Below are 15,627 nucleotides of genomic sequence, written 5' to 3'. Positions count from 1 at the left end.
CGGCCTTTTTATTTGGGGTAACAAGCAAAGCTGGACTACCGGTTTTCCTCGTGGTAGCTCACCAAATCATCAATGGGGGAGCGGATGATTTTGCCCACTTCCATGCCGTGGCTTTTGGCAACCTGCGTCAGCACGTCGCGGAAGTTGTAGCCCACCGAGCCGATGCAGTTGAAGGTGTACTCCTGGTAGCGCGGGTAATGCAGCACCAGATTCTGGAAGAACGCCTCGAAGCCTTCGTGCACGATTTCGCGGCAGTAGGGCACGTTGTTGTGGTCGTAGGCAAACTTGGCGAAGCTGGCCAGGAAGCGGTTGGGCAGCGGCTGGTTGTAGAGCCGGTCGAGAATCTCGTTGCGCGTGCCGAGGTGGTATTCCTCCTTCAGCGCCTCCTGCAGGCCGTCGGGCAGCAGGCCGCGCAGGTAGTCGCGCAGCAGCCGCTTGCCGAAGAACGAGCCCGAGCCCTCATCGCCCAGGAAATAGCCCAGCGAATCGACGTTGTAGGTGATTTTATCGCCATCGTACAGACACGAGTTAGTGCCCGTGCCCAGAATGGCGGCAAAGCCCGGCTTGCGGCCCAGCAGGGCGCGGGCAGCGGCCAGCAGGTCCTCCGTCACGTGCGCTTTGGCGTTGGGAAACAGCTGGCGCAACGCCCCAGCAATCACCTCCGCCTTCTGGGCCGACGATACCCCCGCGCCGTAGAAATAAACGTCGCTCACCTGTTCGCGCGGCAGCGTGTCGGGCAGGTTCTTCTCCAGCGAAGCTACGATGCCGGCCGTATCAATAAAATCGGGGTTATACCCTTCGGTGTTAAAGTAAACGCGGTTATTGGCGTCGTCGAGCTGGCACCAGCTGCACTTGGTGGAGCCGCCATCGGCAATTAGAATCATAAAAAAACGGAATGTGTTGGGAGGGACAACGAAAGTAGTAAGGAGTTCGGTAACGCCGGGGTGGAATGGCCGGTCAGAACATATAAAAAAGGGGCCGCTAGCAACCTAGCGGCCCCTTTTCACCAGTGCTGAAACGGCTTGCCGTTCCGGCCCGGTGCAAAACAAATGGATTAGGGCGTAACCGTCACCGTGCCGCCGGTAACGCCGGTGCCCACGCCATTTACGCCATTCACCGTCAGCTTCACGGTGTACGTGCCCGCGGTGGCAATGGTGAGATTGGCACCATTGAGCGACAGGGGCACCCCCTGGGTTAAGTTACCGGCCCCGCCAAGGTTAACAGACCAAGCCTTGTCCAGACGGAACTTAAAGTCGCCCGCGTTAAGGTTTGTGCGTGCCGTGTAGGCTTGCAGGGCACAGTTCCAAGTCATCGGAATGCCGTCTTCGGTGGCGCCCCCGCTGGGCCAGCCCAGGCCGGCGGGGCCCACCAGGGCCCAGGTGTCTTTGTTGGGGGCCACGCAGGCCGGATAAGCTGTGGCCGTAAGGGCTACCGGAGCCGAAGCAAACGTGTGGGTATCGGTGCCCACCACGGCTACCACCCGCGCGTACACCACTACGGGCGTCTGGGTAGCAATGCCAATGGCGTTGAGGCCGTTGTTCAGGTCGTACACCGTGATGGTTTTCGTCATGTTGGCGCCGGCATCGAACACCGCCGGGTAGCCAAAACCGTCGGCGGATTTAGCAATCTGTACCTGATAGGTAACGGCCGGGGCCTTAGTGTACTCGGTGCCGCTCAGCGAGAAGTTCACCGCGTTCCAGTTGTAGGTAATGGCGTTGTTGGCGTCGTTGAGCTGCGTCAGCACCACCGTATTGGTCGAGGCCGTCAGCGACAGGGTGCCCGAGGGAGCCACGGTCACCTTGTTCTCGTCTTTGGTGCACGAAGCCAGGCTCGTCAGGGCAAAGGCGACGGCCAGGGCTTGAGTAAGCAAATTTTTCATGTGAACAATATCATATTAGAATGAAAGCGAAAACTGGCTGCCTAACAGGGACGGGCCAGCAAAAGTGTCGGCGGCGGGAAATAATTCTCGGCCGCTCAAACCTGGCTTAACCAGGGCGATACGTTGCGTACCGCCCTGGATATTGCTTTAGTAGCCGGGGTTCTGCCGCAGGTTGGGATTAGCCGTCAGGTCCGACGCCGGCAGCGGAAACAGGCGGTACTTGGGGTCTACGCCCTGGCCGGCAGCCACGCCGCCTTTCCAGGGCCACACATAAGTAGCATCCGTAAACTTGCCGTAGCGGATAAGGTCCGTGCGGCGGGTGCCTTCCCAGTGCAACTCGCGTGCGCGCTCATCCAGGATGAAGTCGGTGGTCATCTGGGTATCGGTGATGTCGGCCACGGCGCTGGGCGTGGCAATGGGCAACCCGAAAGCACGGCGACGAATCTGGTTCACATAGTTCAACGCGATGGTGCGGTCGCCGCTGCCACGGGTGGCGGCTTCGGCATACACCAGCATCATGTCGGCGAGGCGCAGCATGGGGAAGTCCACGCTGGCGAAGTTCAGCGAAGCGCCCTGGGCGGCCCCGGCCGAGTTGACGTTGCGGTACTTAAGCACGCCCAGGCCTTGCTTGAACTGGCTCAGGTCGTTGATGGCCAGGGTCTGGCCGCGGGTATAGAAACGGCCCCGGCGGTCCTTGGCGGTGTCGCCTCCAGCCAGGAAGAATTTATCGAAAAGGGCGCTGGTGGTGCGAATGCCGCCCCAGCCGGTGGTCTGGCCCACCAGGCGCTGCCACACGGCATCGGCGCCATCGGTAGCCCCGTTCACGAGGAACGTGGTGCCGCCGTAGCTCTGCACGTTGTTTACATCAAAAATGACGGGCCACACAATCTCGTTTTTAGCAGGGGTCACGTTGTTGTCGGCCAAAAACAGCCGGCCGTAAGCCGACGCTACCGGCAAGGCTGCGGTGGTGCTCAGCGTGTAGCCGGCATCCACTACGGCTTTGGCCTCCGTGGCGGCTTTGGCGTACTGCGGGGTGCCGGTGTACACAGCGGCGTTGAGGTAGAGACGGGCCAGGAAGCCGTGGGCGGCAGCCTGGTCGACGCGGCCGTACTCGTTGCTACGGGCCGGCGCCAGGTCGGTGGTCAGGGCCGTCAGCTCGCTTTCCACAAAGCTGTAGAGCTGCTGGCGGGTGTTGTACACCGGCAGCGGGCCGCCTACGGGGTCACGCTCCGTCACGAACGGTCCGTTGCCAAACAGGTCGATGACGTGGTAGTAAGCCACGGCGCGCAGGAAGCGGGCTTCGGCGCGGAAAAGCTTGGCCTGTTCCACTTCGCCGCTGGTCAGGCGGCTGTTGAGCTTGTCGTCGGTGGCTTCGCGCAGGAACTCGTTGCAGATGGCAATTTCGTAGTACAGGCGGCTGTAGAAGCCCCGGGTCAGCGGGTCGCTGGCATCCCAGTTCAGGCGGTGCCATTCCTGCACGCCCGGGTCGTTCCAGGCAATCACGGCCTCGTCGGTGGTCAGTTCCTGGGCGCTCCACCACTGGCGGATGTAGTCCGAAGTACCGGCGTCGATGCCCGAAATGTCGCCCGAGCCGGGGCCCGAAGGACCGGTGAGCGCGAAGCCGCCGTAGAGCTTGGCGAGCACCTGCTTGTAGCCGGCCAGGCCCACATACACCTTGTCGGGCGTGAGCTCGAACTTCGGCGTCTGGTCCAGGTCCTTGGTGCACGAGGTGCTGAGGCTAACCAGGGCCGTGCTCAGCGTGAGGGCCGTCAGCCCCCGGAATAATACTTGTTTCATGAGTGGTGGGAATTAGATGCCGAGCGCGAGGCCGAGGGTGAAGGTGCGGGCACGCGGGTAAAAATTGGTGTCGATACCACCGAATACTTCCGGGTCAACCCCTTTGTATTTGGTCACAAGGAAGGCGTTCTGCACGTTGGCCGTGATGCGGAGCGACGAAGCGCCGAGCACTTTGCCCACGTTGTAGCCCAGCGAGATGTTCTCGCAGCGCAGGAACGAAGCGTTCTGCACGTAGTAGTCCGAGAACAGCTGCTGGCGGTTGAAGCCCGTGTTCAGCACGTCGGGGCTCAGGTTACTTACGAAAAGAGTCGAGCCTTGGGCGTTGGCGTAGGTGCCAAAGTTTGCGGCATTGGCGTTATACACGTAGTTGCCTAGGTTGCTGCGCATTGTGAACGCGAAAACCAACTTTTTGTAGGTTAAGTTCGAGCTGAAACCCAGGGTTACGAGCGGCGCGGGCTGCTTGTAGAAGTTGTAGTCGGCATCGTTGATAACGCCGTTGCCGTCCTTGTCCACGTACACGCCTTCTACCGGGCGGCCATCGGCGCCGTACACCTGCTGGGCGGTGAAGAACGAGTTGATGGGCTGGCCCACGGCCTGAATCTGGATGGTGTTGCCGGTACCGCCGCCAATGCCACCCACTTTGTAGCCTTTAAAGCCTTCCTGCTGCTGGCCCAGGTCCGTGATTTTGTTCACGTTGTACGCGCCGTTCAGGTTCACGTCCCAGGTCAGGCCTTCGTTGCGCAGGATGCCGTAGTTGATGCCCACTTCAATGCCGCGGTTGCGCATCGAGCCAATGTTGGCGTTGAGCTGGTTGGTTAGGTTAGAACCGGCCGAGAAGTTTACCAGGGCCAGCAGGTTGCTGGCGCGGCGCTCATACACGTCTACCGTTGCGGTGAGGCGGTTGTCCATAAAGCCCAGGTCCAAACCGGCGTTGTAGGTGTTGGTGGTTTCCCAGGTCAGAATGGCGTTGTAGCCTTGCGGGCTGTAAGTGGGCACCACCGTGCTCACGCCGCCCAACGGATAAGTAGTAGTCGAGCCGCTCACCACGTAGCGCGGCTGCGTGTCGTAGGCACCGCCGATGTCCTGCTGGCCCGTGCGGCCGTAGCCGGCGCGCAGCTTCAGCTCCGAGAACAGGTTGTTGTCTTTCAGGAAATCTTCGTTTTTGATGCGCCAGGCCAAGCCCAAGGCCGGGAACCAGCCGCTGCGGTAGCCCGGGCGGAAGCGCGAAGTCTGGTCATTGCGCAGGGTCGCGGTGAGCAGGTACTTGTCTTTTACGTTGGCGGTAGCACGGCCAAAGTAGGAGATGAGCACATTGCGGTTGTAGTAGCCCGGTACGGTCAGCACATCCTTCCGGTTCACCAGCGTATCGAGGTTGAGGCGGTAGGTCAGGAACAGGGGGCCCTGGTTGGTGAACGACTGGTAGGCGTGGCCCACCTGCACGTCGAACTTGGTGCCGCCCACCTGCTTGCCGTAAGCCAGGTAGGCTTCGAGCAGCTTCATGTCCTTGTCCTGCGAGTACTGGCTGTACGAACCGTTGCGGCCCGGGTCGGCCGACAGGCTGTTGTAGGTGCCGAAATCGGTTGCGGCAATGGTGTTGCTGCCGCGTCCGCGCGACACGTCCAGGCCCAAGTTCAAGTTGGCGCGCAGGCCTTCAATGCCGTGCACTTTGTAGTCGAACTGCACGTTGCCAATCAGGCGCTTCACGCGGCTGGTGTTGTTCGAGTTGTTCAGGGCGGCTACCGGGTTGCCGGGGGCGTTGCCCAGCGGCTGGCCCACCGAGTTGGTGAACTGGTAGTAGCCACCGTAGCGCGCCAGGCGCGACTCGGTAGAGAACACCGGCTGCGTGGGGTCGTACAGGGCCGCGTTGGCCACCGTGCCGTAATCCACGAAGCGGTTATCCACCATCGTACCCTTCGCGTTGATGTCGATGCGCAGGTGGTTGTCGAGCAGGGTAGGCGTCAGGCTCACCGAACCCGAGTTACGCTTCAGGTTGTTGGTGATGACAATACCTTCCTGATACAGGTTGCCATACGACACGCGGAAAGGCACCTTGGCCACGCTGCCGATGATGCTCACCGTGTTGTCGTAGGTGCCGGCCGTGCGGAAAATCTCGTTCTGCCAGTTGGTGCTGGCCTGGCCCAGGGTGGCGGCCTGCGAGCGCGAGCCGTTGGCCTGAATCAGGCTGCGGAACTGGTCGGTGCTCAGCGTCTCGTAGCGGCGCGCCACGGTCGAAACGCCCACCTGCGAGTTCAACTCCACGCGCAGCTTTTCGCCTTGCAGGCCCCGCTTGGTGGTGATGAGGATAACGCCCCCCGAAGCGCGGTTGCCATAAATGGCCGTAGCAGAGGCATCCTTCAGTACCGTAAACGTCTCAATGTCATTGGGGTTGATTAGCGAGAGCGGGTTGGAAGCACCGCTGATACCGTCTTTGTCTACCGGCACACCGTCAATCACATACAACGGGTCGCTATTGGCGTTGAGCGACGAGTTGCCGCGAATGCGAATGGTGGTACCCGTGCCCGGCGCACCGCCGGCCGTGGTGATGGCCACACCTGCCACTTTGCCCTGGATGAGCTGCTCGGGGTTCGTCACCTGGCCCTGCACAAACTGCTTGGAGTCGACCGTTGCCACGGCCCCGGTCACGTCCTGGCGGCGCTGCGTGCCATAACCAACCACCACAGCTTCGGACAGTTGCGTGGCGTTTTCGGTGAGGCCGGCGGATGCTTCCGTATTTTGCCCACTGGTCACTGTGATGGGGCGGCGCACCGAGTTGTAGCCCACAAACGAGATAACCAGGGTGTGCGGACCAGCTGGCACATTCTGGATGCTGTAAGTACCGTCGATGTTGGACGAGCCCCCAAGCGTAGTGCCATCGATGAGGACCGTGGCACCGGGGATGCCTTCGTTTTTGCTATCGGTGACCCGGCCGCTGACGGAGCCGGTTTGGGCTTGGGCTCCTGAGGGGAATCCGAAGGCGGCGAACAGTAGCAAAAACAGTAGTTTCGCTAGATAGGGGTGTTTCATGGGAAACGATTGTTGGTGGGAAAAAATGTGTGGTGGGAGTGTAGGGTTTGGGTAGAGGTAAGCGCGTGTTGGAGAAAGGGGCGGCAAGTTACCCACAAAAGGGCATTAACGCCTATGTATGACAGCTTTCGGGCCCAAATGTTACCGTAAAAGTGTTATGCACGACTACAATTTATTTCAGCCAGAAAAATGGGCTTTTTACTTATTATTTAATTGATAAACAAATAGATGTACTGTAAATGCGCCGAAATGGTCGTTTGGCCAAATTTTTCGCTAAAATAGTCAGCTGCAAACGTTTGCGCAATGGTTTGAAAAAAGAAATTGTCGGCGTGATTTTTCGTGTCCCTGTTTGCTGTCGGTGGTGGGTTTCCTGCTTGCGTATCCGGCACCGCCATTTTGCTGCTAACGCTCTTTGCCGGTGCGCTATGCGATGACGCCGGCCACCGGAAATTGGTTCAGCGCGCAAACCTCCCCGGTGCAAGCTGCATTTTTGATGAAGTAACCGCCGCCTTCCGCGATTGCGGGCGCCGCGCTAACTTGGCCGTCCGGCTACCGCTGGTGCCGGCGCGGGCTGGGCTGCAGATGGTACTTCCGTGAGGCAGGCCTTTCGCCCAGCGCGTTGCAGAACGAATTGCTGGTCCTTACTTTTGGCTTTTCCGTAGAAAATGAAAAAGCACCTACTGCTCGTTGTCTTGCTCGCGGCAACTGCTGCTTTGGACGCGGCCGCCCAATCCCGCCCGGGCACCCGCAAGCCCGTGCCCAAGGGCAAAAGCAAGCAGGCCCCCGGCTCCAAAGGCGCCCCGAAGCCGCCGCCCGTGTACTCGGCCATTCAGTCGGGCCGCGCCGATGAGGACGCGCCGCCGCCCATGGTAGTCAGCAAGGTCAAAATCAAAAAGCCCGTGCTGGTGTACTACGAAGAGCCCGCGCCCGGCAAATCGGTGCAGCAGCTCATCATGTCCGAAGAAAACCTGGGCCTGCTCAAAACCCTCGACCTGGAACATCTCATGAGCCGCCGCGAGGTGTTTGTGGACGGCCTAGGCAACCTGGCCGCGCCCGGTGCCGACGTGAACAAGTACCGCCTGCTGGGCACCAGCGCCGTGGCCGAAGACACCCGCCGCCCCGCCGGCGACGGCCGCTGCTTCTATTCGCGCCTGAAAGTGCCGTCGTCGGGCTTCCTGTACGTGGTGCGCGAGTCGGCCGAAGAATACCGCCACTTCATCAAAGGTCCGCAGAAAAAGGGCTCGCTCCTCGACTTCCAGGCCAATGGCCTGCCGGGCGTCGACTCCGTTCGCGCCGTTTACACGTTGCGCAAAATGGATGCCTCCGAGCGCGGCGCCGGCTCCGGCGAAACCATCCGCTAACCCATGAGCCCCCACTTACTGCTGAAACGCGCGGCGCTGTTCGTCGGCACCATTGGCGTGGCGTGCAGCACCGCCTGCGCCCAGACCACGCTCCGGCTAACCCGGGTGCCGGCCGCTACCCCTGCCACGGATACCCTGTTCGTGGCGGGCTCATTCAATAACTGGAACGCCCACAGCGCCCGCTATGCCTTGCAGAAGCAAGCCGACGGTACTTACCAAATCAGCCTGCCCTCGAACTTGGGCAGCATCGAATACAAGTTCACGCGGGGCAGCTGGCCGACGGTGGAAGTGGACGACAAGAACCAGCAAATCGCCAACCGCAAAGCCGACCTGACGGCGACCCGCGAAATCGCCAACCGGGTGCTGGCCTGGGACGACCAGAGCGGCACCCCCGCCGTTCCGAAAAAGCACACCGCCACGCCGCAGGTCCGCCTGTTGTCGGCTTCGTTTGCCATGCCGCAGCTGGGGCGGCAGCGGCGCATCTGGCTATACCTGCCCGCCGACTACGCGGCCAACCCAACCCGGCGCTACCCCGTGCTCTACCTGCACGATGGCCAGAATGTGTTCGACGACGCCACCAGCTTCGACGGCGAATGGGGCGTAGACGAAACGCTTGACCACCTACGCAAGGCCGGGCAGGATGCCACCGGCAGCATTGTGGTGGCTATTGACAATGGCGACCAGTTCCGCTCCGACGAGTACATCCCATGGGTTAGCACCGAGGCCGAGCTGAAGGACCAGCCCCACCGGGGCGGCCAGGGCCGTCAGTACGTCGATTTTTTGGCCCTCACCCTCAAGCCCTACGTGGATGCGCACTACCGCACCCGGCCCGATGCGGCTCATACCGGTATCGCTGGGTCCAGCCTGGGCGGGCTGATTTCGGTGTATGCCGCCCTGAAATACCCGCGCGTGTTTGGGCAGGTGGGAGCTTTCTCGCCAGCCTTCTGGGTGTGTAATGATTCTCTGCTGGTCTTTGCCAAAACCCACCCGGCGTCCCGCTCGGCCCGTTTTTATTTCGTGAGCGGCACCAAAGAATCGAAGACCATGCTGCCGCTGATGACGGCCTGGCGCGACGAGTTGCGGAAGGAAGGCGTGCCCGCCGCGAATATTTCCTTTCACGCCCCGGCCGATGGGCAGCACCGCGAGTGGTTTTGGCGGCGCGAGTTTCCGGCGGCGTACCGGTTTCTGTTCGGGCTCAAAGAGTTGCCGAAGGCATCTGCCGCTCCTCCCAAATAAGCGGGACAGTCGGATGAGCGGTGCCGTACTTGTAAAATAGCCAGTCTTCGAACCAAAAACGTGTTATTGTCGTATCAGGAATCGAAATAACTTGCTGTTATTTCAACAAAGCTCTTTTATCTTTGCAACGCGTTTAAGAAAAGCGCATCCTTTCTCATGAATTTTCAGCGTACTTCTCAGGCTTGGTGGTGGCAGTTCCGAAACTTCGGACCGGCCTGTCTGTGCGCTTAGTGAAATCCTTCGATTTCGCCTTTAACCACGAAAGCCCGGCCACTCGCCGGGCTTTTTGCTTTTGTTTCCAATCGAGCCGCTGCTTTGGCTCAGCCTTTTACTACCTGCATCCGTGCCTTACCAACTCATCACCCGCCACCGCCGCCTGCTGGCCGACACCGTGACCCCGGTGGGCCTGTACCTGCGCCTGCGCGACCAATATTCCAACTGCCTGCTGCTGGAAAGCGCCGACTACCACGGCCAGCAAAACGCCTTCAGCTACCTGGTGTGTGAGCCGCTGGGTACGTTTGAGCTGCGGCGCGGGGGCGAGCTGCGGCGGGCGCTGCCGGGCCAGCCGCTCAGCAGCATGGCTATGCAGGAGCCCCGCCAGGCCCTAACCGAGCTGCGGCGCTTCGCCGCCGCTTTCGAACCCGATGCGGCGGGGGCCAAAATGCCTTTTATCAGCACCGGGCTGTTTGGCTACATGGGCTACGAGGCGGTGCAGAGCTTTGAGGACGTGACGTTTAACACAACCAAGTTGCCGGCCGGCGACGTGCCGCTGATTCGCTACGGCGTATACCGCTACGTCATCGCCTTCAACCACTTCCGGCAGGAGTTGTTTCTATTTGAGCACCGTGTGGCGGGCGAAGAATACGCGGAAGCCGATGGCCTCGACCGCCTCGAAAACCTGGTGCGCAACCCCAGCGTGCCGGCCTTCGACTTTGCCACGGTGGGAGAGGAGCAGAGCAACCAGACCGATGCGGAGTTTCTGGCGCGCCTCACGCAGGGCCAGCAGCACTGCCTACGCGGCGACGTGTTTCAGATAGTGCTGTCGCGCCGGTTCCAGCAGGGTTTTTCGGGCGATGAGTTCAGCGTGTACCGGGCGCTGCGGTCTATCAATCCCTCGCCCTACCTGTTTTACTTCGATTACGGCGACTACAAAATCTTCGGCTCCTCGCCCGAGGCGCAGGTGCTGGTGCAGGGCCGCGAGGCCAGCCTGTACCCCATTGCGGGCACCTACCGCCGCACTGGCGACGACGCCGCCGATGCCGCCGCCGCCCAGCGCCTGGCCGCCGACCCCAAGGAAAACGCCGAGCACGTGATGCTGGTGGACCTGGCCCGCAACGACCTGGCCCGCCACGGCACCCAGGTGCAGGTGCGCACGCTGCGCGAAATCCAATTCTATTCGCACGTCATTCACCTCGTCAGCCACGTCACGGCTCAGCTCGACGAGGGCACCGACACGCTGCAAGTAGTGGCCGACACCTTCCCGGCCGGCACCCTATCAGGTGCGCCCAAACACCGCGCTCTGCAACTGATTGATGGGCTGGAGCCCACAGCGCGGGGGTACTACGGCGGCTGCATTGGCCACCTCGGCTTCGACGGCAATTTCAACCACGCCATCATGATTCGCTCTTTTTTGAGCACCGGTAACCAACTGTATTTCCAGGCCGGGGCCGGCGTAGTGGCGGCATCCAGTGTGCAGTCGGAGCTGGAAGAGGTGCACCACAAGCTGGGGGCCTTGCGCGCGGCGCTGCGGGCAGCAGGTGAAGTTCGATAAAAATGAAAAGCATGAAAATCCTCGTTCTCGATAACTACGACTCCTTCACCTACAACTTGGTGCATCTGCTGCGCGACCTCGGTCACGGCTCCAACCTGACCGTAACGCGCAACGACCAGCTGACGCTGGAATCGGTGGCGCCCTTCGATGCCATCATGCTGTCGCCCGGGCCTGGCGTGCCGGCCGATGCGGGTTTGATGCCCGACATTATTAAAACCTACGCGCCCACTAAACGCATTCTGGGGGTGTGTCTGGGCCACCAGGGGCTGGCCGAGAGCTTTGGCGCATCGCTCTACAACATGCCCGCCGTGCTGCACGGCGTGGCCAACGAAGCCGAGGTAACTGTACCCGACGAGCGGCTGTTTGCCGGCCTGCCGCCGCGCTTCCAGGTGGGGCGCTACCACTCCTGGGCCGTGCGCCCCGAAACCATGCCCGCCGAGCTGGAAACCACCGCCCGCGACGCCCGCGGTGAAGTACTGGCCTTTCGGCACCGCCAGTTCGACGTGCGCGGCGTGCAGTTCCACCCTGAAAGCATCCTGACCGAACACGGCGCCAAAATGTTGGAAAACTGGCTGAGCTAAGTGGCCACTGTAGAATTAAAAGGTTGTCATGCTGAGCGCAGTCGAAGCATCTCTACCGTGTAAGTAATCAATGCTTTTGCAGCGAAGCGGTAGAGATGCTTCGACTGCGCTCAGCATGACGTTCAAAGGCGCTTCGCCAAAATCAAGTTTTGAAACAGATTCTCAACAAGCTTTTCGACCACCAGCCCCTGACCCATGCCGAGGCCCATGCCGCCATGCGCCAGCTGGGCGAAGGCGGCGCCAACCCGGCTGAAACTGCCGCCTTCCTAGCCGTGTACCGCATGCGGCCCATTACGGTGGCCGAACTGGCCGGTTTCCGACAGGCCCTGCTCGATTTGAGCCGCGACCCCGAGCTGGGCACCCGCGAAGTGCTCGACATTGTGGGCACGGGCGGCGACGGCAAAAACACCATCAACATCTCCACGCTGGCGTGCTTTGTGGTGGCCGGCACGGGCGTGCGGGTGGCCAAGCACGGCAACTTCGGCGTGTCGTCGGTGTCGGGGGCTTCCAATGTACTGGCGCATTTCGGCTACGATTTTGAGGCCAGCTCCGACCAGTTGCGGCGGCAGCTGGAGCGCGCCAACATCTGCTTTCTGCATGCGCCGGCTTTCCATCCGGCCATGCGGCACGCGGGGCCCGTGCGGCGCGAGCTGGGGCTGCGCACCTTTTTCAACATCCTGGGGCCGCTGGTGAATCCGGCCCGGCCCGCGGCCCAGCTGCTCGGTGTGTTCAGCCTCGAATTGCAGCGCGTGTACCACTACCTGATGCAGGCTACTGGCACCCGCTACGCCGTAGTGCACGCCCTCGATGGCTACGACGAGCTGGCCCTGACCGGGCCGGCCAAGGTGGTTTCCTCGTTTGAGGGCGAGCGCCTGCTCACGGCCGAAGACCTGGCCCTGGCCACCTGCACGGCCGAAGAACTGGCCGGCGGCGCCACGGTAGCCGCCGCCGCCGAGCTGTTCAAGCAAGTGCTGGACGGCGCCGGCACCGCCGCCCAGCGCAACGTGGTGACGGCCAACGCCGGCCTGGCCCTGCGTTGCGTCCGCCCCGGCCTGAGCTGGGACGATGCCCTGGCGCTAAGCCGCGAATCGTTGGATTCGGGCGCCGCAAAAAGGGCTTTCGAAACTATGCTGGCCACTCAATAAATTTCTACATGGCGCGACGCAAATCCCGCGCGCCGCTGTTTTACAAGTTATGTCCCAAGCCACCATTCTTGACACCATCGTTGCGCACAAGCGCAAGGAAGTAGCCAGCCGCCGCGAGCTGGTGCCCGTGAAGCTGCTCGAAAGCAGTCTGTATTTCCACTCGCAGCCGCTGTCGCTGCGCCAGTACCTGCTGCGCGAAAACGGCAGCGGCCTCATCGCCGAGTTCAAGCGCAAGTCGCCCTCCAAGGGCTGGATAAACCAATACGCGCCCGTGGAGCGCACCACGCTGGGCTACATGCAGGCCGGCGCGGCGGCGCTGTCCATCCTCACCGACGCCGAGTTTTTTGGCGGTAAGAACGAGGACCTGACCACGGCCCGCCGCTTCAATTTCTGCCCCATTCTGCGCAAGGATTTCGTAGTCGACGAGTACCAGATTCTCGAAGCCAAAAGCATCGGCGCCGATGCCGTGCTGCTGATTGCGGCCGTGCTCACGCCCGCCGAAATTGCCTCGCTGGGCCGCCTGGCCCGCTCGCTGGGCCTCGAAGTGCTGCTCGAAGTGCACGACGCCGACGAGCTGGCCCGCTCAGCCAACGCCGATGCCGTGAACCTGATTGGCGTGAACAACCGCAACCTGCACGACTTCAGCCTGAGCCTTGATACTTCGCTGGAACTGGCCGCCGCCATTCCCAATGAGTTTGTGAAAGTATCGGAAAGCGGCATCTCCAGCGCCGCCGCCATCGGGCGGCTGCGCGAAGCCGGCTACCGCGGCTTTCTGCTCGGGGAGGCTTTCATGCGCCACGCCCGGCCCGAGCGGGCCTGTGCAGCCCTGGTCCAGGAAATCGCAGCCCTGCCCAAAGCCGAATCCGCCATTGCCTAGCTGCCGGAAATGAAAACGCCCCGCCCCAACCTGTCTGCTTTGGCACTCGCCACCGGCGTGCCCGGCGCGGTAGTGCCGCCAGTGGCCGCCGCCGCGCCGCCGCGGTTGCTGGTGAAAGTGTGCGGCATGCGCGATGCCGCGGCGCTGCCCGACGTGGCCAAGCTGGGACCGGATTTTCTGGGTTTCATTTTCGCCCCGAAGTCACCTCGCTTTGTGGGGGAGGCGCTCGCCCCTGAACTGGTGCGCGCCCTGCCGCCAGCTATTTGGAAAGTGGGCGTGTTCGTGAACGAGTCCACCGAAAACATCCTCGCCACGGCCCACCGCTTCGGCCTCGCTGCCGTGCAGCTGCACGGCCAGGAACCCCCCGCGCAGTGCGAGGAATTGAACGAGGCCGGCCTGCTGGTGATGAAGGCGTTTGCAGTGGGGGAGAAGGTCGATTTCGATGCCCTTCTGCCTTACGTGCCGTATTGCGACTATTTTCTCTTCGATACCAAAGGCGCGGCGCCCGGTGGCAACGGGGCCACTTTCAACTGGAATTTGTTGTCGACTTACAACCTGCCCGTGCCTTACTTTTTGGCCGGTGGGCTGGGTTTGGAACATGCCGCCGAACTGGGGGCCCTAAACCTGCCCGGGCTGGCCGGCGTGGACTTGAACAGTGGTTTTGAAACCGCGCCCGGCGTGAAAGACGCGCGCCGCCTGGCGCAAATGCTCACTCAACTGCGCCCCGGCGCACTATTTATATGACTCCCACAACCACTTCCTATCAGCAACCCAGTGCCCGGGGCTACTACGGCGAGTTCGGCGGCGCTTTCATTCCCGAAATGCTCTACCCCAACGTGGAGGAGCTGCGCACCCGCTACCTCGACATCCTGGCCGACCCCGGTTTCCAGGCCGAACTGCAGTTGCTGCTGCGCGACTACGTGGGCCGGCCCACGCCGCTGTTTGAGGCCAAGCGCCTCTCCGCTCGCTACGGCACCCGCATTTTCCTGAAGCGCGAAGACCTGTGCCACACCGGCGCCCACAAAATCAACAACACCGTGGGGCAGATTCTGCTGGCCCAGCGGCTGGGCAAGAAGCGCATCATTGCCGAAACCGGCGCGGGGCAGCACGGCGTGGCCACGGCCACGGTGTGCGCCCTCATGGGCCTGCCCTGCGTGGTGTATATGGGCGCCGTGGACATGGAGCGGCAGGCGCCCAACGTGGCCCGCATGCGCCTGCTCGGGGCCGAGGTGCGGCGCGCCGAAAGCGGTAGCCAAACCCTGAAAGACGCGACCAACGAAGCCATACGCGACTGGATTGCTAACCCCGTCGACACCCACTACATCATCGGCTCCGTGGTGGGCCCGCACCCGTACCCCGATTTGGTGGCCCGCCTGCAGGCCGTCATCAGCGAAGAAATGCGGGCCCAGCTGCTGGAAAAAACCGGCACCGAACTGCCCGATTACGTGGTGGCCTGCGTGGGTGGCGGCTCCAACGCCGCCGGCGCGTTCTACCATTTTCTGGACGAGCCGTCGGTGCGCCTCATTGCCGTGGAAGCGGCCGGGCACGGCGTCGATTCCGGGCACTCGGCGGCCACGTCGGTGCTGGGCACACCGGGCATCATCCACGGCAGCCGCACGTTGCTGATGCAGGACGAGCACGGCCAGATTACCGAGCCCTACTCGCTGAGCGCGGGGCTGGATTACCCCGGCATCGGGCCGCTGCACGCGCATCTGGGTGCCTCGGGCCGGGCCGAATTCATTGCCATTACCGATGACGAAGCCCTGGCCGCCGTGTCGGAGCTGAGCCGCCTCGAAGGCATCATTCCGGCCCTGGAAACGGCGCACGCCCTGGCCGCCCTGGGCCAGCTCGGCGCTGGCCCCGACGACGTAGTGGTAGTAAACCTCTCCGGCCGCGGCGATAAGGACCTGGAAACCTACCTCAAGAACATGGACAAGCTCCTGTAGCCTCCGCCCG

General features: G+C 62.1%; 12 protein-coding genes. 8 read left to right on the top strand and 4 right to left on the bottom strand.

Translation table 11 applies throughout. The features are described from left to right. Positions 1 to 35 precede the first annotated feature (35 nt). The 4 genes from Q4S41_RS10295 to Q4S41_RS10280 form a co-directional block, all read right to left on the bottom strand. The gene (locus Q4S41_RS10295) at positions 36 to 884 is read right to left on the bottom strand and encodes an N-acetylglucosamine kinase (protein ID WP_305031024.1); all 849 of its coding nucleotides are present in this window, start codon (positions 882 to 884) and stop codon (positions 36 to 38) included. A gap of 170 nt (positions 885 to 1,054) precedes the next feature. After that, entirely contained in the window at positions 1,055 to 1,879 is an 825-nt protein-coding gene (locus tag Q4S41_RS10290) for a SusE domain-containing protein (RefSeq protein WP_305031023.1), read from the bottom strand. Positions 1,880 to 2,026: 147 nt separating this feature from the next. Next, complete coding sequence (locus tag Q4S41_RS10285) at positions 2,027 to 3,676, bottom strand: RagB/SusD family nutrient uptake outer membrane protein (protein ID WP_305031022.1); 1,650 nt, start codon at positions 3,674 to 3,676, stop codon at positions 2,027 to 2,029. 12 nt (positions 3,677 to 3,688) lie between these two features. After that, positions 3,689 to 6,700, bottom strand: a complete 3,012-nt coding sequence (locus Q4S41_RS10280) for a SusC/RagA family TonB-linked outer membrane protein (RefSeq protein WP_305031021.1) — start codon at positions 6,698 to 6,700, stop codon at positions 3,689 to 3,691. Between the two features lie 665 nt (positions 6,701 to 7,365). On the opposite strand from Q4S41_RS10280, the gene Q4S41_RS10275 reads away from it, so the two are divergent. From Q4S41_RS10275 to trpB, 8 genes are all read left to right on the top strand, one after another. Continuing rightward, positions 7,366 to 8,061, top strand: coding sequence for a hypothetical protein (locus tag Q4S41_RS10275; protein ID WP_305031020.1), 696 nt, complete (start codon positions 7,366 to 7,368; stop codon positions 8,059 to 8,061). Positions 8,062 to 8,064: 3 nt separating this feature from the next. Beyond that, complete coding sequence (locus tag Q4S41_RS10270; protein ID WP_305031019.1) at positions 8,065 to 9,297, top strand: alpha/beta hydrolase; 1,233 nt, start codon at positions 8,065 to 8,067, stop codon at positions 9,295 to 9,297. Positions 9,298 to 9,640: 343 nt separating this feature from the next. Then, positions 9,641 to 11,068, top strand: coding sequence for an anthranilate synthase component I family protein (locus Q4S41_RS10265; RefSeq protein ID WP_305031018.1), 1,428 nt, complete (start codon positions 9,641 to 9,643; stop codon positions 11,066 to 11,068). 11 nt (positions 11,069 to 11,079) lie between these two features. Continuing rightward, on the top strand, positions 11,080 to 11,649 hold the full coding sequence (locus Q4S41_RS10260; protein ID WP_305031017.1) for an anthranilate synthase component II: 570 nt from the start codon (positions 11,080 to 11,082) through the stop codon (positions 11,647 to 11,649). Between the two features lie 149 nt (positions 11,650 to 11,798). Beyond that, on the top strand, positions 11,799 to 12,794 hold the full coding sequence (gene trpD / locus Q4S41_RS10255; protein ID WP_305031016.1) for an anthranilate phosphoribosyltransferase: 996 nt from the start codon (positions 11,799 to 11,801) through the stop codon (positions 12,792 to 12,794). 49 nt (positions 12,795 to 12,843) lie between these two features. Next, entirely contained in the window at positions 12,844 to 13,671 is an 828-nt protein-coding gene (gene trpC / locus Q4S41_RS10250) for an indole-3-glycerol phosphate synthase TrpC (protein WP_305031015.1), read from the top strand. Positions 13,672 to 13,680: 9 nt separating this feature from the next. Next, positions 13,681 to 14,415 carry a phosphoribosylanthranilate isomerase gene (locus Q4S41_RS10245; protein ID WP_305031014.1) on the top strand — a complete coding sequence of 245 codons (735 nt, stop codon included), beginning with the start codon at positions 13,681 to 13,683 and terminating at the stop codon, positions 14,413 to 14,415. Further along, complete coding sequence (trpB, locus tag Q4S41_RS10240) at positions 14,412 to 15,617, top strand: tryptophan synthase subunit beta (protein WP_305031013.1); 1,206 nt, start codon at positions 14,412 to 14,414, stop codon at positions 15,615 to 15,617. Before Q4S41_RS10245 ends, trpB begins: the two co-directional genes overlap by 4 nt. Positions 15,618 to 15,627: the final 10 nt, after the last annotated feature.

The organism is Hymenobacter convexus (genome assembly GCF_030580955.1).
Lineage (GTDB): Bacteria > Bacteroidota > Bacteroidia > Cytophagales > Hymenobacteraceae > Hymenobacter.
Note: the sequence above shows the minus strand (reverse complement) of the source record. Positions and strands in the feature narration are given on the sequence as shown.